The sequence below is a fragment of the Rahnella sp. BIGb0603 genome, assembly GCF_024808755.1.
GTDB classification, from domain to species: domain Bacteria; phylum Pseudomonadota; class Gammaproteobacteria; order Enterobacterales; family Enterobacteriaceae; genus Rahnella; species Rahnella contaminans.
This window is the reverse complement of record NZ_JANUEX010000005.1, coordinates 557,503-581,814: the sequence shown is the minus strand read 5'-3', so window position 1 is coordinate 581,814 and position 24,312 is coordinate 557,503. Positions and strand designations below refer to the sequence as shown.

Here is a 24,312-nt window from a genome sequence, read left to right as displayed (position 1 = left end):
CTATGTCTGAAGCCTATCAACACGATCAGCCTACTCGTTTACTGAATAGCGAAACCACTGCTAATGGTATTCAACAAGCCAGAAGTACGATGAGCCCCCAAAGTGTTGGTGTTCGAGGGGAGATAAGAAAAGGTACCCAACTTCCAGGCCTGGTTATTTTTGTTCATGGCGTTAACTCAGAAGGCGAATGGTACAAAACAGCAGAAGAAAATCTTTGTGCAGGTCTTAATCAACGTCTTGGTCTGAAAGATCCTCAATTTACTTTAACACCTAATACATACAATGAAGATAATACATTTCCAGTAAAAATAACTCAGAAGGGCAGATCTCCTGTCATCCGTTTTTACTGGGGATACAGAGCACAATCCGGCAAAGAAAATGATTTCGTCATCCCTCTGAGAACTGCAAAAGGCGATAGCTATACCGACCTCAGTGATGAACAGATTAAGAAAAGTAATAACCGATTTTTCTGGGGCGGAGGCCCTTTCCAGAACGGCTGCACTTCACTGTATTCGTTGTGGAGCAAATACGGCTTCAGTAAATGGGTCAAAAAAATTCCAATCCCATTTAGTACGCAGTTTATCAATGAAGAAACAGATCGCCTTTTGGCAAATGCACCACCGCGTGAATATTACTCGCATGCGGCCGAGCGACTGGCTAATTTGGTGAGAAAGATCCGCGAACTCAGCCCGACGGATACCGTCACCGTTATATCTCACAGCCAGGGCACCATGATCGCCACCGCAGCGGCCGCAATGGAGGGCGCCGCGCCCGATGCGCTTTTTGTGATGAATTCCCCGCTCTGCCTGGAAAGTAAGGGGATGGATTATCTCTCCTACCCATTAGCCGAATGTATTTCTGACGCTGCGAGACGCGTCACCTTTGCTGATATAGTCGGAAAGGTGGCTGAAAATAAGGACCGGCTTAAGAACGCCAACCCGAAAAAACTCGTTTGCGGTCTTGATGGTGCGGGTGAAAACTGGCAACCGGATGGGAAAACCTCCAATCCGGATGTTCCTGAGCGGGACAATCACGGACGCACATATATTTATTGCAGCCCACATGACCGGGTAATGGGGTCGTCACCCTTATTGAGTATTGGCTGGCAAGGGCTTCCCAATACGAAAGCCAGCAACTATACCCAGCCGCACCCTGTTTTTGCGATGGTGCCGAAAAACTCACTTTTTGTGCGCATGCTCGCCCGTAATATGGCTTGTGGCGAAGCACCGAATCTGCAAACGCCGTTCGGTACGTTGCCAGATATGAGCAGGGACTGGAAACCGAATGGCGGTAAAAAATTCTGGGACAGCAATGATACTTTGTTTAGCCGCCAGGCATGGCCTAATCCGGACCCAAACCAAAAGCTATACATCAATGCCGAACAGGTCCCCCAGCCCATTACTGCGGAGCAGTTGGCTGATTTTGATAAAGACCGTAAACATATTGAAGAATTACCCGCCGATAAAGCAGCGCATAAAATCTACCTGGGTGATAAAAACTACGACAGTTATGGTTATAGCTGGAGCACCAATGATCCGGAAACAGGGAAGCCCAACGACAATACCTACAAATATTACATCAAGCTCTATGGCTTCAATGAGCGTAAAACCTTCCCCGTCCCGCCAGGCTCTGGCTCTCCCTATGATAAACGTAATGTTGACAGGGAAAGCGTTGAGCAAATGCGCTCGCGTATAGGTCAATATATTTCCCGGCCTGCCGACCACAGTGATTTACCCCAGAACCCGCTGTTCCTTCAGCAAGTAATGGCCTACGACTTACCGATCGGATTCTGTAATATCGGGCAAAATGAAACCCAGATGCAGATGTTACGCGATATGGCTGACTGGACACATATTGGCTCAGATAATTACTACCAAACAGGCACTTTCACGCCACCTCCGTTGCCACCCATTATCCGTAAAGACGTGGACGCTGATGCACAGCTACGTTATGACGCGGCGGTGAAAAAAGCCGAGGCTGACAATATCGCGTTAGTCCGGGCACAGAAAACGCAGGGAGAACTCGCATGAAAAATGTCGTAGTTCTTGGAGATAAAACATCCCACGGCGGCGCTGTGATTTCTGCTTCATCGACGTTTGAAATCGAAGGTAAAAATGCGGCGTTGCTACACGACAGCGTGAGTTGCCCTGAACACGGCCCGAACCGCATTATCGAATGTGAGCCGGGTTATGAAGAACAAGGGAAAGGCATTGTAGTACAGGGCTGTAAAACCGAATGCGGATCCGTGGTGTATGCCCGCTTCCCTGATGCAGGGTTCGAATAATGGGCTGGTCAGTTCCTCAGGCTGAATCTCAGCAAAAGCCTCCTGCGTGGTCACCGTGGGTATGCGTGTTTATCTTCATGACGGCTTTTGCACTGGCTTTAGTCTGGGTCGTGCTTGACACGCCATCAACCGGGTTGTATCCGTTGTCTTCAGGTCATTATCTGCCGCTGACTGGCTTCACATTGGTTGGGATCCTGTCGTGCCTGTCGCTTTATCTCCTGATATGGGAGGCCGGAGCGCTGATGTATTACAGCTGGACGCACTGGCAGGCAAACACCAACGCTGCGTGGCAAAACTGGACACATCAGCATCTGCATATTGTTGATAGCGTGAACTTCACCACCCGTCAGCATTTATATCCGCAGGTTGCTGGCCTCTCCCGTCCAGAAGGCGATAACGAGGAGCCTGCCGTGTTTCTGTTTCCTGAGGACGATGCGCCGCCGGGTATTTATCGTTTTGAAATCATCTGCCGCCATATCCTGACGTCGTTTGAAGACGCCATTAAAGCGCTGAATCTGCCAAAACAGGTAACATTCAAATTCTATGTGCAGACGCAAACGGAGGTGACGGAAACACACGTTCTCTACCTCGAAGAGCTCTGGCAAACGCTTTATCCCGGATACTCGTTACAGGTAAACCCTGTTCGCCCGCAGGCGTCTCTGGAAACTGTGGGAACCTGCTTAGACGCACACGCGCCCTGTCTCGTTATTGCGATGCAGTATTACGACGGTGTGGATGAAAAGCCTCTCAGCGAAATAGCGACTGGCCTGCTGCTCTCCCCCGCCGACTTGCTTAGACCAGATACCCTGCAAAATGCCCCGCAGCTCTTCAGAGCCATGCCGTTAAATCTTAAAAAACTGCCCGAAGATTTGCTGGAACTGCGAGACATGACTCAGCAGCCGGCAGAGTCTCTTCGCCTGCTGTGGTTCTCCGGGCTGACCGACATCCTGCGTCAGAAGCTCAATGCCGTTGTTCATGACGTGAAATTACCGCTGCGCAAAGAAGCCCCTATGGGCGGGCAGCTGGATTTCGACAAAGGCTGCGGGATGCATGGGTCACTTTCAGGCTGGCTGATGATCGGCGCCGCCGCTGATATGATTAAGCGCGGTCAGGGCAGCCAGTGGGTATTGACCACCACAGAAGAGTCAGCCTGGGCAGTCGTTGTCGGGGATCAAGCGCCGGTTCAGACTGACTATCTCAGCCAGTTACCCCGCGATGTCTACCCTGCCGGATGCCTGGTCGCTTCACTACTGTTCAATCTGGTGTTGTTCTGGTCCCTCGGCAATGCCTTCCCGGACTGGCTGTTTTCTTTCTGGGGCGCGATCACGCTGATCCTGACACTGGTTGTCACAATGACTGGCAGCGCCGTGGGCCTGCGGATCGTATTAAATCGCCTGCTTGAGCCGCACTTTATCCGTTCTGCGCAGCAAGGAAGCTGATTGTGAAGAAATTCATTAAGCCACTGGGAATACTGTTCCTGCTGCTGGCCGTTGTAGTCGCGATTATCAGTGTGTTCCGGCAATACGGCGTGTTTTCTTCGTCCTCAAAGGACTCCGGCATTTTAATGGCCGTTCTGGTCATCACGCTGATTGTCACGCTTATTGCCCTGTCATTTACCCTCGTCACCACATCGGCCAGCTGGAGGGTTCCTGTGCGTCCTAAAGTCGCCCCGGCGGGTTTAGAATTAGAGCGACCCGTTCAAGCGTCCATTGATGTTGGCCGGTTAAAATCTGTCCTCCGGCATCGCTATGGTCTGCGCTGGAAGCGCAAACTCCCCTGGCTGCTGGTGATGGGTGAAGTGAATGATGTCGAATCAATTGCTCCGGGGCTGACAGAATCTGGCTGGATGACCGTTGGCAAGACCCTGCTGTTGTGGGGTGGGTCACTTGCGACAGGCGGCAACCCGGCAGACCTTCAGGTGTTACGCCGTCTGCGCTCCAATGCTCCTGCCGATGCGCTGATTTGGGTCAGCCATGAGGCGCAATATACCCAGGCGGCGCAGGCTGATTCCGTGCTTCGTGGTTATGAAATCGTCCGCCACCGGCTGCGCTGGGAGCTGCCGGTGTATCTGCTGGACCGGCGCGAAATGACCTGGCCGCAACCCGAACGGCCGGTGCAGCTGGTAGGGGTGTTCGGGAACAAAAGGCTGACGCCGGAGTCTTTATCGTCTTCTGTCGATTCACTGCTCCCCGAACTTCGCGCACAGGGCATGGCACAAATCAGCGGAAACCTGAGCCATGCGTTTTTGCTGCAACTGGCCAGTGATTTAAAAGCCCGCCTGACCGGCTGGACAGAGGCATTCAAACCGCTTCTTCACAGCTATCGTCCGCTGCCTTTGTACGGCGTGGCGTTTTCACCGGCGCTGACGCTACGGGCGTACAGCCCGCATGAACGCGCGGACTCTCCGGTCTGGCGGGAGTTGTCTGCGGGAATTCATCGCCGCGCTGGTCGTCCGGTTGGGGTAACGGCGCGAACAGTGGCGAACTGGAGCGCCGCGACCGCGATAATGGTATTGGCCATCGGTACAATCGTATCCGGCATCAGCAATTACCGGCTGGTGACCGGCAGTGCGGAGCAGGTTCAGCAGGCAAAAATATCCCCCTCGCCTGCCGTCTTGTCTTCGCTGCGAGAGAGGGTGCAAACCTTACTGGCTCAGCAGGAACAGGGCACGCCGATGTACCGCCGTTTTGGTCTGGACGTCACGGATCCGCTGCTTCCCGCGCTCTGGCCGCAATACTCGGCGCTGGCCCATCGGCTTATCGTTCAACCGGCGCAGCGGCAGCTGATTGCGGAACTGATATCACCCACGCCGTCCTACGATGTCCTGAAAACCTACCTGATGCTGGCCCAGCCCGACAAAACTACCGGCGCAGAGGCGCAGCGCTATTTAGCGCAGCAGCTGACGCCGTTGCTGAAAAACGTCGCGCCGCAGGATATCGCTTTTCTGGCCGCGCAGTTTGCCCGGCACCCTGACTGGAAAATCCAGCCTGACAGCGCGGCGGTCACGCAGGCGCGGTCGGCCCTGCTGAACGCCATGAGCGGCGCGGACGCAGAGCACAAGCTCTATGCCGCCCTGATTTACCGCACCTCACGTAACTTCGCGGATTTGTCGCTGACGCAGCTGCTCGGCGGTCAGGAGACCGGCGGGATGTTTACCCTCGACGCAGTCGTGCCGGGCAGCTTTACCCGCCAGGCGTATGAAGGTGCAATCGCGCCGGAAATTACCGCACTGGTCACGCAGCGGCAGGAACAGGTCGGCTGGGTTCTGGCAGAGCCGGGGCATCAGGTGGAAGCGTCACTCTCCCCCGCCGCACTGGGTGAACGGTTAACGGCGCGCTATTTTGCCGAATACGGCACCGCGTGGCAGAAAACGCTTAACCAGCTGAAGGCACATCCGGCGGCTAATCCGGCAGAGCAGCTGGCACTGGCTTCTGACGTCAGCCGGTCGCCACAGATAGCGCTGATGAAACAGCTGGCCTGGCAGGGACTGGCCGGCAGTCCGAACGCACGACGCAGTGAACTGAGTCCTGCCCTGCAGCCGGTGTTTGGCGGCATCGTCTCGATGGCGAACGGAACCGGTAAAGGGAACGGTATTACGCTGTCTGCCTGGCGGTCACAAACAGCGGCACTGCGCGACAAGATGCGCAACCTGTCCGCGGCCACCGGCGGCACGGCGGCACTCTCGCAGTCGGTATTTCGCGGTACGCAAATCGATAACCAGGTATCTGAATTACCCGCCCGTCTGCGTATTCAACTGGGCAGCGGCTGGCAACCGATGGCACAGGCGCTGTTTTTGGCACCGCTCAGCCAGACATGGAAAGGTGTGATGACGACCGGCGTCAAAGGGATGGATGCGCAGTGGCAGCAGGAAATTGTCACAGCATGGCATAAAGAATTCGATAACACCTTCCCGTTCAGCGACAGTCCGAAAGACGCGTCACTGGCGGCGCTGAACGATTTTATCAACCCGCAGACCGGCCTGATTGCCGGTTTCATCCGCGAACATCTGAATGGTGTGCTGGAGTATAAAGACAACCGCTGGCAGAAGGCCGGCAAACTGCCGCCGGGGCTGACGGTGAACGCCGCTTTTCTCAGTAAGCTGAACCAGCTCGACCGCTTAGGTCACGCGCTTAACGATACGGGCTGGGGATTTCGTTTCAAACTGCAGGCGGGCACGGCCAGAGACGTGGTGCAGACCGAACTGAGCATCGATGGCCAGAAGCTGTTGTACTTCAACCAGATGCCGTTATGGCAGGACATTCAGTGGCCGGGCGACACGTACTATCCCGATGCATCGCTGGTGTGGACCAGCGTCCGTGCCGGTGCGCGGCTCTATTTTGATACGCCTGGCGCCTGGGCATTTTACCGGCTGCTGAAGAAGGCCAAAATTACGCCGGTGGACAACACACATTATCAGGTGGTCTGGACCGCCGGTGACGGCCTGCCGCTCAATTACCGCCTGGCCTTTATCGCCGGTAACGATCCGGTCAGCCTGCTGAGACTTGATGGTTTCAGTTTACCCACCACGATTTTCCGATAACGCAGGCACCGACATGGAAGACGATTTCTTAAAATATTTTGACGGCGAAATGCGCTACCTGAAGGAAGCCGGGCTGGAGTTTGCGAAAGAGTTCCCGGAACTGGGGTGCGCACTGGGATTAGATGGCAGTCCGGTGCCGCGCGATGACTCGGTCGAACGGCTGTTTCAGGGCTTTTCGCTGATGATGGCGAAGCTGCGGCAGAAGATTGACGATGACATCCCCGAACTGACCGAGCCGCTGCTCTCGCACCTGGTGCCGGTGATCAACCGCACCCTGCCTTCCACGGCCATCGTCGAACTGACACCGACCGCGCCGGAGCTGCACGTTCGCGAAGAGGTGTTGCCCGCTGAGAGCGATCTGTTAACCCAGCCACTGGGCAATGATCGTCAGCGCTACGTCTACCGCACGACCCGCGACCTGAAGGTGCATCCTTTTGCGCTCGAAACGGTATCGTTGTTTACCCTTCCGGAAGGCCAGCAGGCGCTGAAACTGCGCTTTACCCTGCCCGCCCTCACTGAAATCCGCCACGCCGACTGGCAAAACATCAGCCTGTATCTCAACGGCGACCGCGTGTTGCAGTCTGCGCTGTATCTGGCTCTCAGCCGTCAGGTAAAGCGGGTGAACGTGCGGTTCTGGCAGACGTCGACAGAGCTGACGCCGGTGGACGTGCAGTTTTTGCCGCGCTGGCAGGCAGAAAACGACGCCTCGCTTTGGCCGGAGAGCGACAGCCCGGCGCTGTGCGGCGAAGTGCGCCCGTGGCTGGAATATTTCTCTTCGCCCGAGCGCTATTTCTATATGCAGCTGCGCGGGCTGGAGACCCTGACCTTCCCGTCTGACACCACCTCCTTTGATATCGAGGTGACGCTCAGCGAACGCTGGCCGAACGATCTGGCCGTACCGCCGGACGCCATCCGCATGCACTGCGTGCCGGTGATTAACCTGTTCCGCCTGCTGGCTCAGCCGCTGTCCGTGACCACCGCGGTCAGCGATTACCGCCTTCGGCCGCACCGGCTCAGCGACGGCCATACCGAAATCTACGCGGTCAATGACGTCGCGGAAGTGACTGAGGACAACACTGAGTTCAGCTACGTACCCTACAGCCAGTTCCGGCAGAAAGGTGGGATGCTGAAATACGCCAGGAACTGGCCCGACCGCTATTACCATACCCGCATGTACCGCGGAGCGTCCGGACTCAACGAGACTATTTTAATGCTCGGGGGACGTACCCACGAGGAGCAAAACGGCCTGAAGATGCGCCTGAACATGACCTGCACAAACGGTGCCTGGCCGCGCATGACGTTACAGGAAAGTGTTTTCGACGGCGAGACGGCCCTGGGTAATCTTGAGCTGAAGTGTGCGACCCGCACGCGTCCCTCCATGCCGCATTACCCGCCGACCGCTGAACTCTATCAGTGGCAGGTGCTGTCGCTGCTGCATCCGCAGGCCATCGCCGGTCTGATGGAAATCGATACGCTGCGTCACGCGCTCAGCCTGCTTGACTGGACAAACGACGCGGACAACGCCCGTCGCATTGCGGGCATCACGCATGTTGAATACACGCCGTCGCACTACCCCGCCGAAGGCTGGCACGGCGTAGAGATCCGCGTGACACTGGATGAACATCAGTTCTGTGGTCAGGGTGATGCTTTGCTGTTTTGTGAAGTTCTCGAACAGTTTTACACCCAGTACGCCGATATCCGCCGCTTCACGCAACTGACTGTGACGCTCAGTCAGTCCGGGACTCAATGGGCATGGCCGGAAAGGCGCTTGAAACGGATTTTATTCTGATGACGACGGATGATAACGAAAAGCGGCTGAGCGAATTCTGGCGGGACAAGGACGGCAACGACCGGGCGCACGCCTTTAACTTCTACCGTTTCTGCCAGCTGCTGGAGAAACAGCTCTCAGATAACAAGCCGATCGGCAGCACCTTCTCGCCGAAAGAAGACCCCGTGCGTTTTCGCCCGCACCCCGGAATGGGATTCCCGGTCAGCGAACTTAAAGCCGTCGAAACGAGCGAAGAACGCCCGGACGCGCCGCCGACGGTGCGCACCACGTTTATGGGATTGTACGGCGTGGACTCGCCGCTGCCGACCCGCTACATCGATGACATTGCCCAAAAGCGCGAAGGCCATGAAGCGCTGGAAGCCTTCTCAGACATCTTCAACCACCGGATGATGACGCAGTTTTACCGTATCTGGCGAAAATACAGCTATCCCGCCACCTTTGAGGACGGAGGTACCGACAAAACGTCGCGCAGCCTGATGGCCCTGACCGGTATCACCGACAGTGGCGACGTGCCCGCCTCGCGCTTGCTGGCGTTACTGCAACCGCTGGTCAGAACCACCCGCACGGCGGAAGGTATTGTCAGCGTGATAAAAACGCAGGCACCCCACACGCAGGTCACCGTGAAACCGCACAAGGTCACGCGGATGCCGGCCGGTAAGCAGGCGATGTTTTTTTTCTCAGCTCAGCAACGCCTTGGCGATCATCTGGTACTGGACAGTGAAACCTCGGACGCCAACTACTGCATCGGCGTAGAAATGTTTACCGATGACGCGGCAGAGGCTAAAGGCTGGCTGCCCGGTGGTCAGTTGCGGGAGGACGTGTTTACCCTGCTGCGCGTTTATCTGGGCTGCGACTACGATGCCAGCCTGACGCTGACTATCCCGATGAAGCTCGCACCGCTGCCACGCCTGGGTGACCCTATGCTAATGGCGGGCTATAACGTGGTGATGGGGTTGAGGGAAGATAATCTGGATGAGATGCCCAAAGAGGTGACGATGAAACTGGGGCGGATCAGGGATAAAAAACCGGTACGGCCGCTGTCCCGTATGTAATACAGCGGCCTCCTTTCAGGTGAACTTACCCCTCTCTACAGCATCACTTTCGCCGCCATTTCGCGGCTGTAATCGCGGCTGGCGTCTACCAAAACGCGGGTATAGTCGTCGTGAATGTCGCCGCGCAGCAGGGCATCGGTTTCCAGCGTTTCGAGGATTTTGCCGTATTGCATCACCGCTACGCGCTGGCAGAGATGCGCGATAACGCCCAAATCATGCGTCACCATCAGGTACGTCAGCCCTTCCTCTTTTTGAAGATCGAACAGCAAATTGAGGATTTCCGCCTGAACTGACACATCCAGCGCGGAGGTCGGTTCGTCGAGCAACAGCACACGCGGTTTGAGGATAAGCGCCCGCGCAATCGCCACGCGCTGGCGCTGTCCGCCGGAAAGCTGATGCGGATAACGGCTGCGGAACGCCCGGTTAAGGCCGACTTTTTCCAGAATGGTATTAATGCGCTGATCCCGCTGGTCGATACGGTGGATTTGCAGCGGCTCTTCCAGAATATCGCCGACAGTATGGCGCGGATGCAGCGACCCGTACGGATCCTGAAACACCATTTGCACCAGACGGCAGCGGCCACGCCCGATGCGGTGTTCGAGCTGCTGGCCGTCGATTGCCAGTTCGCCCTTCCAGTGGGTAAACAACCCCGCCAGACATTTCAGTACCGTGGTTTTACCGGAACCGGATTCGCCCACCAGCCCGAAAATCTCGCCTTCGCGCACGGCGATATTCACATCCGTCAGCACCTGCGTGGTTTTCGCACCTTCGCCAAACGTGAGGTTCAGGTTGCGCACATCAATCATGGTTTTAGCTGTCATGTCGGCTCCTTAATCGGTCAGCCAGCTGGCCTGGCGCTGCATCACCGGCAGCGGGTAACGGCGGTTATCCATGTCCGGCAGCGCGTTGAGCAGGCCGCGCGTGTACGGATGCTGTGCGTTATCCAGATCGGTGGCAGCGATGGATTCCACAATGCGTCCGGCGTACATCACCAGCACACGGTCGCAGAAACTGCGCACCAGATTGATGTCGTGACTGATAAAAATCAGCCCCAGACCGCGCGTTTTCACCAGGTCATCGAGCAGCGCCAGCACCTGTAAACGCACGGACACATCCAGCGCCGAGGTCGGTTCATCGGCAATCACCATTTCGGGGTCGGTGATCAGCATCATCGCAATCATGATGCGCTGGCCCTGCCCGCCGGAAATCTCGTGCGGATACAGGCCGTACACCCGTTCCGGGTCGCGGATACGCACCACATCCAGCATGTTCAGCACTTTGCTTTTAGCATCGTTGTACGAACATTTGTGGTGCGACCGCCACGCTTCGGCAATCTGGTCACCGACGCACAGCACCGGATTCAGCGAGTATTTCGGATCCTGCATAATCATCGAAATACGCTTGCCGCGAACCTGCCGCATTTGTTTCGGGCTGGCGTGCAGCAAATCCACATCGGCGAACTGCATTTTGCTGGCGGTGATCTGCGCTTTGGACGGATGAAGGTGCAGCAACGCGCGTCCGACGGTGGATTTACCCGAGCCGGATTCACCGACGATCGCCAGCTTTTCGCGTCCGAGCTGGAAGGACACGCCACGCACCGCGTGCGTTACCTGACGGCCATTCACAAAGCTGACGTTAAGGTCACGCACGTCGAGTAACGCCGGAGCGTCAGTCATTTCGGGGATCGAGAATGTCACGAAGGCCATCTCCTAAAAAATTGAACGCCAGGCTGTTAATCAGGATTGCCAGACCGGGGATCGTCGCCACCCACCAGCACTCCATCATGTAAGTACGGCCACTGGAAATCATCGCGCCCCATTCCGGATCCGGCGGCTGTGCGCCCAGGCCGAGAAAGCCCAGACCGGCGGCGGTCAGGATAATCCCCGCCATATTCATGGTGATGCGGATGATCACCGACGGCAGACACAGCGGCACGATGTGACGCCACAACACCCGCAGCGGACTCGCCCCCTGCAAACGCACCGCCGAAATAAAATCGGCTTGCCGCAGAGAAAGGGTTTCGGCACGTGCCAGACGCGCAATCGGCGGCCAGGCGGTAAGCGTAATCGCGATCACTACATGCTCCAGACCGGGACCCAGTGCGGCGACAAACGCCAGCGCCAGTACCAGACTCGGGAAGGAGATGAAAATATCGGTGACGCGCATCAGCACCATGTCGGTTTTGCCACCGAAATAACCGGCAGTCACGCCGAGTAATAACCCGAGCGGTCCGACGGTGACGGACACCAGCAACACGATGTAGAGCGTGATGCGCGAACCGTAAACCAGACGGCTGAAGATATCGCGGCCAAACTCGTCGGTGCCAAACCAGTGCGCCGCCGACGGCGGGCTGAGCGCGTTATTTAAGTCCTGCACCAGCGGATGGAACGGCGCAATCCACGGCGCGAACAGCGCCACAATCATTAACACCAGAACAATCGCACCACCGATGGCGGTCAGCGGATTACACGCCATCTGCCACACAAAATGCGCGATACGACCGAACGCCCTTTTCACGCGCTGACGTGTTTCGTCGCCTGCGCTGAGCGTCACAGAATCGAGGGAAATCGTCATACTTTTGTCCTCGGGTCAAAGACCTGATACAGCAGGTCAGAGAGCAAATTCAGCACCACGAAAATCATGCCGACCACCAGCACGCAACCCATCACCGCGTTCATGTCACCTAACATCAGGCTGCTGGTGAGATACGAACCGAAACCCGGCCACGAGAACACGGTTTCAATCAGCACCGCGCCTTCCAGCAGCGAGCCGTAGGCCAGCGCGACCACGGTCAGCAGCTGAACCAGAATGTTGCGAAATGCATGGTTCCACAGCACATGCCATTCGCTCAGCCCTTTAACGCGGGCGGTGATGATGAATTCCTGCGAAAGCTGCGCCAGCATGAAACTGCGGGTCATGCGGCTGATGTACGCCAGCGAGTGAAAACCGAGCAGAGACGCGGGCAGGATCAGGTGGTTCAGCGCGTTGCGAAACACCTCCCAATTTCCGGCGATCAGCGCATCAATCAGCATAAAACCGCTGTGCCGCGTAACCTGCCCGTCGAGGCTGAAATCCACCCGTCCGGCACCGCCAACCCAGCCGAGCCAGGCGTAAAACACCAGCAATCCCATCATGCCGACCCAGAATATCGGCGTGGAATAACCCGCCAGGCTGATGATGCGCACCCCGTAATCGGCAATGCTGTTGCGTTTTGCCGCCGCCAGCACGCCAAGCGGAATGCCAGCACCTGCGCCGAGAATGATCGCCAGCGTTGCCAGTTCCATAGTGGCCGGGAACACGCGCAGAATGTCCTGCGTCACCGGTTTACCGGTCAGCAGCGCATTGCCTAAATCGCCGTGCGCCAGCCCGGAAAGGTAAATGCCAAACTGCGTCCACAGCGGTTTATCAAAGCCAAGCTGATGATAAACCTGCTGATATGTGCTGTGGTCGGCGTCCGGCCCGACAATCGCCAGCACCGGATCCACCGGCATCACGCGGCCAATGAAAAACGTCAGCAGTAAAAGGCCGAACAGCGTGACGGCTACCTGCACCAGCCGTTTGCCGATGCGTCCGGCGGGGAACGACATCCGCGCCGCTGGCTTTGAAGCAGGAGCGGGAATTTGCATAGTCATAACCCTTTTCCTCCGGTTGGCAGAACGTCAGCAGCCTCGTCTTTCCAGACGTCGCGCAGGAACGTCGTCGCTGAAGGATGCGGCAGATAGTTTTTGACGTCCCTGCGCACCACGATGGAATCGACCATTTGCGAAACCGGGACCAGCGCCGGGATCAGCGCGTCGTATCGTTCCTGAATCGCGAAGTAATCCTGCTTTTGTTTCTCCGGGTCACGTTCGAGCAGCGCCTGATCGATATCCGCATTCAGCTGCTTATCGTAAAAACCGGTGCGCCAGCCCTGGAAATTGGTCAGGCGGGCGGCGTCGCTGTTATCAGGGTTATAAACCAGCGCGCGCAGGCTGGAATGCGGATGCGGTTCCACGCCGCTGCCGCCGCGACCGACCAGCATGTCGAACTTACGCTCGCGCATCGCGCCGTAAATCTGGTTGCCGGTGCCGGTAACGATTTTGGCGCGAATGCCGGCCTGCATCAGCGTGGACTGCACGGCAATAGCAATATTGAGGAACGGCTGATCGGCCAGCACCCGCAAGGTGGTATCAAAACCGTCGGCATAACCGGCTTCTGCCAGCAGGGTTTTGGCGCGCGCGATGTCGAGGGTATAACCCGGATCCGGCAGCGTGGCGGGCATGCCGACCTGAATCGGACGCTGATGCACAATGCCGTAACCGTTCATCAGCGCCTTGCCAATGCCCTGATAATCAATCAGATAGCGCACCGCCTCGCGTACTTTAGGATTGGCGAAATGCGGCTCTTTCATGCTCATCGCCACGTAATAAATAGTGCCCTTTTTCACCTGATCGACCTGCATCGCCGGGTCGTGGCTGAGCGCGGTCACATCCGATACCGCCATATTACTGGCGATATCCAGATCGCCTTTTTCAATCATCAGACGTAAGGTCTGGGATTCCTGAAAATGACGGAAGACTACGCGAGAAAGCTTAGGTTCGCCGCGCCAGTACTGCGTGTTCCGGCTCATATTAAGCACGTCTTTCGCCTGCCAGTTGTCGAGGCGGAACGGTCCCGAACCGGCTTCGTTGGTGGTCAGCCAGCGGTTACCCCAGTCGCCATTCACTTCATGCGCCTGCACGGTTTTGCGGTCTAACGCCACCACGCTGCCGAGCGCCGCCAGTGAGTAAATCACCAGTTTCGGATCGTTGGGTTTGGGTAACTGTATTTCGACGATACCCGGAGAGGGCGAACGCACCATTTCATCAACATTCTTTTTGGTGAATCCGTAGGACTTCCACACCGAGGCTTGTGCCAGATTGAGGTGCAAAATGCGGCGCATCGACCACACCACATCGTCCGCAGTGACCGGATTGCCCGAGTGGAATTTCACGCCGTCGCGCAGATGAAACGTGATCAGATTACGGGCGTCATTAACCTCCCACGAGGTCGCCAGCGCCGGTCGCACATTGGTGAGTTGTTGCGGATCGAGCTCAATCAGCGGGTCATAAAGATTGACCACGATGCCGACAATGTCATTGCCGGTCATTGCTGCGGGGTCGAGCGTTAACAGGTTATTCATGTTCATGCCGATGATCAGCTGGTCGGGCGGCGTTTTTGCCTGCGCCGTCCAGCCACCGGTCATCAGCAGGAGCGCGAAAATCCACGCGCCCCACGTTTTGCCAGAGTTCATGATGTACCTTCCGGGTAGAGTCAGAGGTTTATTATTTTTTCTGCCCGCAGGTCAGTCGCGGCTGACGGTATGGGTTTCTATGTAATCAAAATTGATGTCCTCACCCAGACCCGGGCGGTCAGAAAGATGCACAAAGCCTTGTTCATCCATCGGATCAACAATGCTGTTCAGATACGCAGCCGGTTCATCGTATTCAAGGAACGGATGCAGCAGGCCGCGTTCGTACCAGCGGCAGTTGCGGATAGCGCCGACCACCGCCAGGCTGGCAGCGCCGTTACCGTGAACTTCACAGTCCATGCCGAACGCTTCAGCCAGACTGGCGACTTTCATGCACGGCGAGATACCGCCAACGCCGTTGGCACCGGCGCGTAGAATGTCGCAGGCTCCGGCTTTCACCCAGTCCGCACGGCTGTGATGTTTACCGCCCAGACTTTCCGGCCCGATCACGTCGATGGACAGGTTTTCCGCCAGCCACGCGTAGGACGCCATGCTCTCTTCTTCCATCGGTTCTTCGAACCATGCAAAGTTGAGTTTTTCCAGCGCCTTACCAATAGTCAGCGCCTGACTGCGGCTGTACCAGTGATAACCGTCGAGCATCAGTTCGATATCCGGCCCGACCGCTTCACGCACGGCGGCGCAGGCTTTGATGTCCATTTTCGGATCGGGCGCGAAGGCCACCGGCGGCATCCAGGTGTGCAGCTTGATGGCCTGATAACCGCGCGCGACCAGTTTTTCGGCAAACTGACCGAATTCGTCCGGTGTCGACAATCCGCCTTTCAGCTCATCGCCGCACATGGTGCTGCCGTACGCCGGGACTTTTTCGCGAAACCCGCCCAGCAGTTTGTGTACCGGCATGTTCAGCTTGCGGCCAATCAGATCCCACAACGCCTGTTCGACAAACGACAGCGCCCTTTCGGTCAGCTGATGCGCACTGCCGCGCTGCCAGTGCACCAGATCCTGCCAGAGACGTTCGCGGTCAAACGGATTCTGGCCGATCAGTACCTTTCTGAAAAAGGCGTTCACGACGTGCGGACGCACCACTTCCGGCGGAGCGAACGAATAACCGCAATCACCTTCGTCGGTAGTGATGGTGAGCATTGCCATTTTTGCCAGACTTTCTTCACCCGGATGCGAATGACCCGCGCTGTCAGAAACGCGACGGGTCGGATAAGTAAAAACAGAGACTTCAACAGAACTTATTTTCACAGCGATACCTGCCATTACTGAGAGAGTTAACGCTCATCAGAGCGCCCCCGGACTGCGTTCTCACCCGCTTTGTGAGCGCACTCACATTGTGTTAAAACCGCAATCCAACATAAATAAAATAGCGTTTCATTATTGAAGTTAGCCAGTTTATTCACGCATTGCCACGGCTAAAAGCCGAAAATATCCGCGTAAGTTTGGGCATCTGCACGGATGAATGTGAGCATTTTCACGAAAGCGTGGGGAAGTGTGATCTGTACAGGAAATAGACGGAGTGAATGTGGGGAAATATTCAGCCTTTGTTTGTGATGAAAAAAGTTGTGATCACAAAAGTGGGCACACGAACGCCATTCCGTTAGGCTAACGTAAACAGAAAGTGTTCGGTGACCAGCTGGAGTAAGAAATGTTGCGTGTTATTGATACGGAAACCTGCGGATTGCAGGGTGGCGTGGTGGAAGTGGCATCCGTCGATATTGAGAACGGGAAAATCGTTAACCCGATGAGTGATCTGGTGCGCCCTGACCGGCCTATCAGCCATCAGGCGATGGCCATCCACAAAATCACCGAAGCGATGGTGGCCGACAAACCGTGGATTGAAGACGTCATTCCCCGCTACCACGGCAGCCCATATTACGTCGCCCATAACGCCAGTTTTGACCAGCGCATGCTGCCTGAAATGCCCGGCCAGTGGATTTGTACCGCTAAGCTGGCGCGCCGTTTATGGCCGGGGATCAAGTACAGCAATATGGCACTCTACAAGTCCCTCAAGCTGCAAGTCGCCACGCCTGCGGATTTGCACCATCACCGCGCGCTTTTTGACTGCTATATCACCGCCGCGTTACTCATCCGTATCATGGATGAATCCGACTGGACGCCGGAAGAAATGGTCACTATCACCGGCCGGCCTGCGCTGATCAACACCATGATGTTCGGCAAATATCGCGGCAAAAAGATTGCAGAAATAGCCGAAGACGACCCCGCTTATCTGCGCTGGATGCTGAAAAACATCAAAGAATTAACGCCCGACCTGCGGATGACGCTTAAGCATTATCTGGATGCGCAATAGGGTTTATTGCGGCACTTTTTCTCGGCAAATGCCCAGCACAAGCTGACGCAGCCAGCGGTGCGCCGGATCGACTTCCGAACGCGGGTGCCACATTTGTGAAATCGTGATCTCGCGGGTTTTCACCGGCAGTTCAAACGCGTGAAGCCCGACGGGATCAGAAATCAGGAATGACGCGGGAATCAGTGCCACCAGATCGGAGTTTTGGGCAATCGCCAGCGCGGCGGAAAACCCCGGCACCACAGCGGCGATTCTGCGTTTCAGCCCCGCTTCGGCCAGCGCGTTATCCACCGGGCCGTGCGTGCCGTTGCGGCGGGCTACAACAATGTGCCCGAACGAAACATATTCCTGCGCGGTAAGCCCCTTCTTTCGCGCCAGCGGATGGCCTTTGCGCACCACGCCGATAAATCTGTCGCGGAACAATGTCTGCAAACGGATTTCCGGCCCCATGTCGCCGACGACGCCGATCTCGAGATCAACCCGCCCTTCGCGCAATGCGCTAGACGTTTTTTCCGGTTTTGGCGTGAACCGCAAACACACGGAAGGTGCGGCCTGCGCGGCAGCGGCAATCAGCGCGGCGCCAAACGCCACCACAAAACCATCGTTGGAGCGGATCAGGAAAGTGCGCTCAAGCCGGGCTAAATTGAGTTCTGCCGAAGACGGGCGAAGCAGCGCACGCGCTTCAAAACTGGCGTTCTGTGCACGTTCGCGGATCGCTTCGGCATACGGCGTCAGCACCATCTGGCGTCCGGCGCGCACCAGCAAAGGATCGCCGGTGGTCGAGCGCAGGCGGCTGAGCGTCCGGCTCATCGCGGAAGCACTTAATCCCAGACGGCGCGCAGCACCCGCTACACTTCTTTCAGCGAGAAGCACATCCAGCGCAATGAGTAAGTTCAGATCAGGTTCAGTCATGCGCGCAGTGTAACGCGCCATGAAACCGGAGAGAAGGCGTTTGGTGCAGGTATTCAATGCAAATGCTGCGTCTTCCGCTATATCCGGCGTCCCGCTATATTCCCTGCATCCCCTGTGAGAGAGAACGGTTTTAATTATGGAATTATTTTCAGACAGACCCGGCGATGAAGGATTACCGGGCCGCGAGCGCGGTTTTGCGATGGCGGCCGTCATGACGATGGCAACGATGTCGGTTTTTGACGGTTCGATGGTGAATATCGCGTTGCCGCAAATCGCGCGGGCGCTGGATATTTCGGCGGGCGCGGCGGTGTGGGTTTCCAACGGTTATCTGCTTTCAGCGTCGATGGCGCTGGCGATTTTTGCCGCGATGGCCAGCCATATCGGCTTTCGTTCGATTTTCGTCGCCGGACTGGCCCTCTTCACTCTTTCATCTCTGGGCTGCGCGCTCTCTTCCTCCCTCGACGTGCTGGTGTTCATGCGCGTGCTGCAGGGAATTGGCGCGGCGGCCACGCTGAGTATTGGCCCGGCGATTTTACGATCCGTATTTCCGACCCGTCTGCTGGGACGAATTCTTGGCCTGAATGCCCTGATTATCGCCACCAGCACGGCCATCGCGCCGGTTCTGGGCGGCACCATTTTATCGGCGCTCAGCTGGCAATGGCTCTTTGCGATTAATATCCCGCTGGGCATTATTGCGATGATCCTCGCGCTGCGCGTCATTCCGGCGAATCCGGCAGCCACACGCCAGCCGTTTGATTTTGCGGGTGCGGTATTATCCGCCGCGATGCTCGGTGCGCTGATCATGGCCGCAGACGCGTTTTCACGCCCCGGTGCAGATGATTTAACGATGGCTGTCAGCTACGGGCTGATCGCTATTCTGACCGGCGTCGCGTTTGTCTGGCGTCAGCGCCGCGCAACAAAACCTCTTTTGCCGCTCGGCATTTTCGCCTCCCCGCGCTTTTCTCTGGCGGCGCTGACCTCGCTGGCCTCATTTGTCAGCCAGGGAATTACCTTCGTGGCGCTGCCGTTTCTGTTCCAGAGCGTTTACGGTTACAGCGCGTTTGTCTCCGCCCTGCTTTTCACGCCGTGGCCGCTGGGGATTATTCTCGCTGCGCCCCACGCCGGACGTCTCGCAGATCGCTATCCGGCCGCCATCATTTCCACAATCGGTCTGGCGGTCTTCGGGGTGGGATTATTGCTGCTCGCGCAACTGCCTGAACATCCGCAATTCTGGGATATCGGCCTGAGAAGTTTCGTTTGTGGCCTGGGTTTCGGCTGTTTCCAGAGCCCGAATAATCGCGAAATGCTGTCGAACGCCTCGCGCGAACACAGCGGCTACGCCTCCGGCGTACTGGCGATTATGCGTACCTTCGGGCAGTGCCTTGGCGCGGCAGTCGTCGGCGTGATCCTGTCCGTTTACGCCGCCAGCAACGTGATCCGTGAAGCCCACGCCGTAAAACTGAGCCTGTGGGTCGCCGTGATTGCGACCATTCTGGCGGTTGTAATCAGCGTGAGCCGGTTGCGCGGGCAGCGACATGATTTGCAGGCAGAGAAATGACGGGCGTTCTACTGGCTAAGCCTTTTCCCAAGCCGCTGTTTCAGGTTATGTTGACGACGATACACGTCGGTGAAAATTGAAGCGTGCTCATGAAGTAAACCCACAGAGGATAAATTTCTATGCTGGAACTGAGACCCAACTGCGAGTGTTGTAATACCGATTTGCTGCCGACGTCGGCTGACGCGAAAATTTGTTCGTTTGAGTGCACCTTCTGCGTCACGTGCGCCGACACAAAACTGGGCGGAATTTGCCCGAATTGTGGCGGAGAATTGGTTGCGCGTCCCCGCAGGCCGGAAAATAAACTCGCCAATAATCCGGCGTCGGCAACACGGGTATTGAATCCTGCGGGCTGTGCTTCTTCCTGATGATTAACCGGTACAAGGCAACGCCAGCGTTTCAGCTGCTGGCGTGCCCTGATGGAAAATCAGCTGCCAGCCGGTTCCTTCCCCCTCTGACCTTCAGCATCAACTCCATAAATCATCGTAATGTGAGCTCTGTCGCATTCCTGCCGTACGACTGATCATGAACATCGTTCATGTTCGGTGAAATTAAATCACTTTTCCTCATTCAATGACTCAGGCATAAATTGTGCATACAAGAATTTTACATAATTGTTATCTGTAAACAGGTTGAAGGCTACAGGATGTAGCAAGTCAGAAACGAAAAAGGTTTATTCCTGTAAGGCAAGCAACATATCAGTTTATATTTCATACATCAGGGCGCCGGAATACAATGAATAAAAAGTTTGCATTTACTGTTAAGAGCATTCGTTTCGACGAGGATTATAACCCTTCGGAAAGTACGCGTATCACCACCAACTTTGCGAATCTGGCCAGAGGTGAGAAACGCCAGGAGAATTTGCGCAATGCCTTAGTGATGATTGACAATCGTTTCAATTCTCTTGCGCATTGGGATAACCCTAAAGGCGATCGTTATTGCGTCGAACTTGAAATTGTTTCCGTTGAGCTGAAGATTGACGCTCAAGACAATAGCGATACTTTCCCGGTCATTGAAATATTAAAAACGAATATCGTTGATAAAAAAACGAATGAACGCATTGACGGTATTGTCGGGAATAATTTTTCCTCCTACGTACGTGATTATGATTTTAGCGTGCTGCTTTCTGCGCACAATAAGGGAAAAAACCAGTTTACCCTTCCCGATAATTTCGGCGAATTACACGGAAACATCTTCAAGCACTTCGTCAATTCAGACAGTTACAAAAGCAATTTCACCAAAACGCCGGTAATTTGTCTCAGTGTCTCAAGTAAAAACATCTATAACCGTACGGGTAATGTGCATCCTGTTTTAGGCATTGAATATCAGCAGGATGAATCTTCATTAACCGATCACTATTTCAGCAAAATGGGATTACAGGTTCGTTATTTCATGCCTGCAAATAGCGTTGCGCCTTTGGCTTTCTATTTCTCTGGCGACTTACTCAGCGATTACACCAATCTCGAGCTTATCAGCACCATCAGCACGATGGAGACGTTCCAGAAGATTTACCGTCCTGAGATTTATAACGCGAATTCAGCGGCAGGAATATGCTATCAGCCAAGCCTGAATCAACAAGATTATTCATTAACACGAATTGTTTATGATCGGGAAGAACGTAGCCATTTAGCCATTGAGCAGGGAAAGTTTACTGAAGATAATTTCATTAAACCCTACCAGACAATTCTTGAGCAGTGGACTGCTAATTCCGTTCTTTGATTAACCAAAATACAGGGTCATTTATTATGAAAAAGTTATTACCCACTTCAACGGCGGGCAGTTTACCTAAACCTTCCTGGCTGGCACAACCTGAGGTCCTTTGGTCACCCTGGAAATTGCAAGATCAGGAATTAATCGACGGTAAACAAGATGCCCTGCGTCTTTGTCTGGAAGATCAGCAGCAGGCAGGGATTGATATTGTCAGTGATGGCGAGCAAACGCGTCAGCATTTTGTCACCACGTTTATTGAGCATCTTAACGGCGTTGATTTCGAGAAACGTGAGATCGTTAAAATTCGTGATCGCTATGATGCGAGCGTGCCGACCGTCGTGGGCCCGGTGAGCCGCCAGAAATCGGTGTTTGTTGAAGATGCCAAGTTTTTGCGTCAGCAAACCGACAAGCCGATCAAATGGGCCCTGCCAGGGCCTATGACGATGATCGACACGCTTTATGACAACCACTATAAAAGCCGCGAAAAACTGGCCTGGGAATTCGCTAAAATTCTCAATGAAGAAGCGAAAGAATTAGAGGCCGTTGGCGTCGATATTATCCAGTTCGATGAACCCGCTTTTAATGTGTTCTTTGATGAAGTGAATGACTGGGGCATTGCCACGTTAGAAAGAGCCATTGAAGGGCTGAAATGTGAGACGGCGGTGCATATTTGCTACGGCTACGGCATCAAAGCCAATACGGATTGGAAAAAAACGCTGGGAACAGACTGGCGACAATACGAAAAGATTTTCCCGAAACTGCAGAAATCAAATATCGATATTATTTCACTGGAATGCCATAACTCGCATGTTCCCATCGAACTTTTGGAACTCATTCGCGGTAAAAAGGTGATGGTTGGTGCGATTGATGTCGCAACCAATAGCATTGAAACACCTGAGGAAGTCGCCGCGACGCTGCGCAAAGCATTGCAGTTCGTCGACGCCGATAAGCTCTACCCTTGCACCAACTGCGGCATGATCCCGTTACCGCGTGGCGTTGCACGAGGCAAGCTCGATGCGTTAAGCGCAGGCGCAGAAATCGTCCGTAAAGAACTGCTGGCTAAATAACCCCGCCTGAAAAGAACGCCGTCCGGGTTGAGCAAGCAAATTGCTTGACCCGGAGTCTCTGCCTGAATGCATCATAACCTTTCCATAAGCATGGATATTAAGGCCATTACTTGTTATAAAACCCCGAAGTCAACCGAAGAGATTAGAAGGAATGAGCAATACAAACTGGAATTGGGAAGCACATTTCAATATAGAAAGCTCAGTCCTTATGAAAATATTGGTTGTTCTTCTTCTTATCTATTGGGGCTATGCTGAGCTACAGAAAAGAAGGAAAAAAAGAGAAAACCCCGATGTTTCAATCGCTAAAGCCAACGCCAGAGAACGCAACCAATGGCGCTATGTTAGGCGCTTATTCCGGGTATTGCAGATCGCATTCGCTTTATATCTTGTAGGATCGACGATTAAATTCCTGTTCACATAGAAGCAGACCGAGCCTTTTTATATCACGGCTGCCGGGGCCTGAACCGGATTTTACCGATAACGAAAAGGTTCTTTACTACCAGTGCATGGAAGGAAAGGGATTCACGTTTAAGCATGATTTTCATATTTGTGATGTGAACAAAAACACGCCCGCCTGCGTGGCTAAACAGCAGGGTTACCCGGTGAGCCAGAAGCAACTCGAAGCGCTGCCTTTTGTTGCTGATGGGTTTCTACTCCATCAAACCGGATTCGGGCGCAGATGAATCCCAGTTCATTCGGTGGCGTAAAGCCGGGGCTTCGCTGCATTTTTCCCATGCTGTTGAGAACGATAAGCTCGCGTCAGACACGATGTATGAGTGTGGCTATCCGAAACCGCTGGGCTCAGTGTCTTTTCTTCCGATGGTCTGAAGGCCGCACAGATTCAGCAATGTATGCTGGATAAAGGCTTCGAACCTGAAAATAAACTCATCCTGGTTTGCCGAAACTACCCGCAGGTGACAGGGTGCCGGACATAGCGAAAACTTTGTCCGGCAATGCCTTAATTCATGCAATCATTTTTATTGTATGAATATGATTTTTCAGTCAACCCTTGCGTATACACGTACTCAACCTGCAGACCGTATTTCTTCACCATATTGCCCGCACAATACGCGCCCGTGAAATTAGTCCGGCTCTGAGTTTCAAGTTGGGCATCGGTGATATCGGCAAGGCGGGTGTTTTCGATGGTGTAGGTATAAATGAGGGTTTTGTCATTGAGCTCGGCGTTTTGCAGAACGGTGTAATAATCCAATCTGACCGGGAAGCTGCCTTTCGCCTTGGCTGTATCGAGTTGCTGATGGAATTCATGCCAGGCTTTCTGCGGGGAATCGGTCATCAGGTATTTCACGCCAGCCACGAATCCTATGCAAACGGCAGCACACAGCGCCGTCAGGAGCAGCACTTTTGTGCTGCTGACATCCTGCGAACGTGCTTTTGAGTGATACCAGAAAGTGCCCACAACCCCGCCGGAAAAAAACATCATAAACATGACGAAGAATACGATATTACCGCTGCTGTATGTAACGGGCGCATAGACTTTGTCCAGCACAAACAGCAAGAGCATCAGCACCGCACAAACCCGGCTGCGCCGGTAAATACCGTATGCCAGACCACAGGTTACAAACACATAAATAAGGTTGAAATAAACGAGCAGGTTTCTGACGCCGCTTGTCCAGAAATAGACATCCAGCGCAACGGTAATCAGTGCCGAAGCCACTGCGCCCGTCCAGCCATTCTTGATCAGGCGATTGATCGCCTTAGGCACCGTATTTTCTTCTACAATTTTTACATCCATGTCTGTCATTTCACATTTTCCCTGAAGTTTATGAGTTCAGTGATATTCGTTTCTTACAAAACGAACTCCGCAATAAAGTATAAATTATTGTCTGTTTCAAAAGACTAAAAAG

The 24,312-nt window shown here is 54.8% G+C and carries 20 protein-coding genes and 1 pseudogene; 13 read left to right on the top strand and 8 right to left on the bottom strand.

The features are described from left to right. The first annotated feature begins 2 nt into the window (after positions 1 to 2). Genes M2403_RS16700 through tssG form a run of 6 tightly spaced genes read left to right on the top strand, consistent with a single transcriptional unit; the run spans position 3 to position 9,665 of the window. Complete coding sequence (locus tag M2403_RS16700; protein ID WP_217153034.1) at positions 3 to 2,030, top strand: hypothetical protein; 2,028 nt, start codon at positions 3 to 5, stop codon at positions 2,028 to 2,030. Next, a complete protein-coding gene (locus tag M2403_RS16695) occupies positions 2,027 to 2,284 on the top strand; it encodes a PAAR domain-containing protein (RefSeq protein ID WP_152326648.1) in 258 nt (85 codons plus the stop codon). The genes M2403_RS16700 and M2403_RS16695 overlap by 4 nt, the downstream gene beginning before the upstream one ends. Then, positions 2,284 to 3,723: a hypothetical protein gene (locus M2403_RS16690; protein WP_259230156.1), complete on the top strand. Its 1,440-nt coding sequence runs from the start codon at positions 2,284 to 2,286 to the stop codon at positions 3,721 to 3,723. The genes M2403_RS16695 and M2403_RS16690 overlap by 1 nt, the downstream gene beginning before the upstream one ends. Positions 3,724 to 3,725: 2 nt before the next feature. Beyond that, the gene (locus tag M2403_RS16685) at positions 3,726 to 6,824 is read left to right on the top strand and encodes an ImcF-related family protein (RefSeq protein ID WP_259230155.1); all 3,099 of its coding nucleotides are present in this window, start codon (positions 3,726 to 3,728) and stop codon (positions 6,822 to 6,824) included. A gap of 13 nt (positions 6,825 to 6,837) precedes the next feature. Then, positions 6,838 to 8,613: a type VI secretion system baseplate subunit TssF gene (gene tssF / locus M2403_RS16680; protein ID WP_259230154.1), complete on the top strand. Its 1,776-nt coding sequence runs from the start codon at positions 6,838 to 6,840 to the stop codon at positions 8,611 to 8,613. Beyond that, a complete protein-coding gene (tssG, locus tag M2403_RS16675) occupies positions 8,577 to 9,665 on the top strand; it encodes a type VI secretion system baseplate subunit TssG (protein ID WP_405047834.1) in 1,089 nt (362 codons plus the stop codon). The genes tssF and tssG overlap by 37 nt, the downstream gene beginning before the upstream one ends. A 35-nt stretch (positions 9,666 to 9,700) precedes the next feature. Here the strand turns inward: tssG and M2403_RS16670 are convergent, their stop codons facing one another. Genes M2403_RS16670 through M2403_RS16645 form a run of 6 tightly spaced genes read right to left on the bottom strand, consistent with a single transcriptional unit; the run spans position 9,701 to position 16,143 of the window. Next, positions 9,701 to 10,471: an ABC transporter ATP-binding protein gene (locus M2403_RS16670; protein ID WP_259230182.1), complete on the bottom strand. Its 771-nt coding sequence runs from the start codon at positions 10,469 to 10,471 to the stop codon at positions 9,701 to 9,703. A 24-nt stretch (positions 10,472 to 10,495) separates the two neighbouring features. Next, the gene (locus tag M2403_RS16665; protein WP_165060006.1) at positions 10,496 to 11,362 is read right to left on the bottom strand and encodes an ABC transporter ATP-binding protein; all 867 of its coding nucleotides are present in this window, start codon (positions 11,360 to 11,362) and stop codon (positions 10,496 to 10,498) included. Beyond that, the gene (locus tag M2403_RS16660) at positions 11,334 to 12,239 is read right to left on the bottom strand and encodes an ABC transporter permease (RefSeq protein ID WP_259230152.1); all 906 of its coding nucleotides are present in this window, start codon (positions 12,237 to 12,239) and stop codon (positions 11,334 to 11,336) included. Before M2403_RS16660 ends, M2403_RS16665 begins: the two co-directional genes overlap by 29 nt. Continuing rightward, entirely contained in the window at positions 12,236 to 13,252 is a 1,017-nt protein-coding gene (locus tag M2403_RS16655; protein WP_405047837.1) for an ABC transporter permease, read from the bottom strand. The genes M2403_RS16660 and M2403_RS16655 overlap by 4 nt, the downstream gene beginning before the upstream one ends. A 41-nt stretch (positions 13,253 to 13,293) precedes the next feature. Beyond that, entirely contained in the window at positions 13,294 to 14,937 is a 1,644-nt protein-coding gene (locus M2403_RS16650; RefSeq protein ID WP_405047833.1) for an ABC transporter substrate-binding protein, read from the bottom strand. A gap of 51 nt (positions 14,938 to 14,988) precedes the next feature. Next, positions 14,989 to 16,143 (bottom strand): mandelate racemase family protein, encoded by a 1,155-nt coding sequence (locus tag M2403_RS16645; protein ID WP_259230150.1) that lies wholly within the window; start codon positions 16,141 to 16,143, stop codon positions 14,989 to 14,991. A 400-nt stretch (positions 16,144 to 16,543) separates the two neighbouring features. Here M2403_RS16645 and exoX point away from each other — a divergent pair, with 400 nt between their 5' ends. After that, complete coding sequence (gene exoX / locus M2403_RS16640; RefSeq protein ID WP_259230149.1) at positions 16,544 to 17,206, top strand: exodeoxyribonuclease X; 663 nt, start codon at positions 16,544 to 16,546, stop codon at positions 17,204 to 17,206. A gap of 3 nt (positions 17,207 to 17,209) precedes the next feature. Here exoX and M2403_RS16635 read toward each other — a convergent pair whose 3' ends face one another. After that, a complete protein-coding gene (locus tag M2403_RS16635; protein ID WP_259230147.1) occupies positions 17,210 to 18,115 on the bottom strand; it encodes a LysR family transcriptional regulator in 906 nt (301 codons plus the stop codon). A gap of 136 nt (positions 18,116 to 18,251) precedes the next feature. On the opposite strand from M2403_RS16635, the gene M2403_RS16630 reads away from it, so the two are divergent. The 6 genes and pseudogenes from M2403_RS16630 to M2403_RS16605 form a co-directional block, all read left to right on the top strand. Further along, positions 18,252 to 19,673 (top strand): MFS transporter, encoded by a 1,422-nt coding sequence (locus M2403_RS16630; protein WP_152326659.1) that lies wholly within the window; start codon positions 18,252 to 18,254, stop codon positions 19,671 to 19,673. A gap of 119 nt (positions 19,674 to 19,792) precedes the next feature. Continuing rightward, positions 19,793 to 20,038 carry a DUF1272 domain-containing protein gene (locus tag M2403_RS16625; protein ID WP_152326660.1) on the top strand — a complete coding sequence of 82 codons (246 nt, stop codon included), beginning with the start codon at positions 19,793 to 19,795 and terminating at the stop codon, positions 20,036 to 20,038. 367 nt (positions 20,039 to 20,405) lie between these two features. Beyond that, positions 20,406 to 21,389 (top strand): DUF1852 domain-containing protein, encoded by a 984-nt coding sequence (locus tag M2403_RS16620; protein WP_259230145.1) that lies wholly within the window; start codon positions 20,406 to 20,408, stop codon positions 21,387 to 21,389. 26 nt (positions 21,390 to 21,415) lie between these two features. Further along, positions 21,416 to 22,447: a methionine synthase gene (locus tag M2403_RS16615; RefSeq protein ID WP_152326662.1), complete on the top strand. Its 1,032-nt coding sequence runs from the start codon at positions 21,416 to 21,418 to the stop codon at positions 22,445 to 22,447. A gap of 151 nt (positions 22,448 to 22,598) precedes the next feature. Further along, entirely contained in the window at positions 22,599 to 22,868 is a 270-nt protein-coding gene (locus M2403_RS16610; protein ID WP_259230142.1) for a hypothetical protein, read from the top strand. Between the two features lie 28 nt (positions 22,869 to 22,896). Next, positions 22,897 to 23,382: pseudogene (locus M2403_RS16605) on the top strand (hypothetical protein); the annotation flags it as partial. A gap of 23 nt (positions 23,383 to 23,405) precedes the next feature. On the opposite strand, the gene M2403_RS16600 reads toward M2403_RS16605, so the two are convergent. Next, positions 23,406 to 24,209: a hypothetical protein gene (locus tag M2403_RS16600; protein WP_259230139.1), complete on the bottom strand. Its 804-nt coding sequence runs from the start codon at positions 24,207 to 24,209 to the stop codon at positions 23,406 to 23,408. Between the last annotated feature and the right edge of the window lie 103 nt (positions 24,210 to 24,312).

Bases quoted from the DNA above. Each gene is read 5' to 3' on its own strand.
- M2403_RS16700 (WP_217153034.1), top strand. From the start codon at position 3: ATGTCTGAAGCCTATCAACACGATCAGCCTACTCGTTTACTGAATAGC.
- M2403_RS16695 (WP_152326648.1), top strand. From the start codon at position 2,027: ATGAAAAATGTCGTAGTTCTTGGAGATAAAACATCCCACGGCGGCGCT.
- M2403_RS16690 (WP_259230156.1), top strand. From the start codon at position 2,284: ATGGGCTGGTCAGTTCCTCAGGCTGAATCTCAGCAAAAGCCTCCTGCG.
- tssF (WP_259230154.1), top strand. From the start codon at position 6,838: ATGGAAGACGATTTCTTAAAATATTTTGACGGCGAAATGCGCTACCTG.
- tssG (WP_405047834.1), top strand. From the start codon at position 8,577: ATGGCCGGAAAGGCGCTTGAAACGGATTTTATTCTGATGACGACGGAT.
- M2403_RS16670 (WP_259230182.1), bottom strand. From the start codon at position 10,471: ATGATTGATGTGCGCAACCTGAACCTCACGTTTGGCGAAGGTGCGAAA.
- M2403_RS16660 (WP_259230152.1), bottom strand. From the start codon at position 12,239: ATGACGATTTCCCTCGATTCTGTGACGCTCAGCGCAGGCGACGAAACA.
- M2403_RS16655 (WP_405047837.1), bottom strand. From the start codon at position 13,252: ATGTCGTTCCCCGCCGGACGCATCGGCAAACGGCTGGTGCAGGTAGCC.
- M2403_RS16650 (WP_405047833.1), bottom strand. From the start codon at position 14,937: ATGAACTCTGGCAAAACGTGGGGCGCGTGGATTTTCGCGCTCCTGCTG.
- exoX (WP_259230149.1), top strand. From the start codon at position 16,544: ATGTTGCGTGTTATTGATACGGAAACCTGCGGATTGCAGGGTGGCGTG.
- M2403_RS16635 (WP_259230147.1), bottom strand. From the start codon at position 18,115: ATGACTGAACCTGATCTGAACTTACTCATTGCGCTGGATGTGCTTCTC.
- M2403_RS16630 (WP_152326659.1), top strand. From the start codon at position 18,252: ATGGAATTATTTTCAGACAGACCCGGCGATGAAGGATTACCGGGCCGC.
- M2403_RS16625 (WP_152326660.1), top strand. From the start codon at position 19,793: ATGCTGGAACTGAGACCCAACTGCGAGTGTTGTAATACCGATTTGCTG.
- M2403_RS16620 (WP_259230145.1), top strand. From the start codon at position 20,406: ATGAATAAAAAGTTTGCATTTACTGTTAAGAGCATTCGTTTCGACGAG.
- M2403_RS16615 (WP_152326662.1), top strand. From the start codon at position 21,416: ATGAAAAAGTTATTACCCACTTCAACGGCGGGCAGTTTACCTAAACCT.
- M2403_RS16610 (WP_259230142.1), top strand. From the start codon at position 22,599: ATGAGCAATACAAACTGGAATTGGGAAGCACATTTCAATATAGAAAGC.
- M2403_RS16600 (WP_259230139.1), bottom strand. From the start codon at position 24,209: ATGACAGACATGGATGTAAAAATTGTAGAAGAAAATACGGTGCCTAAG.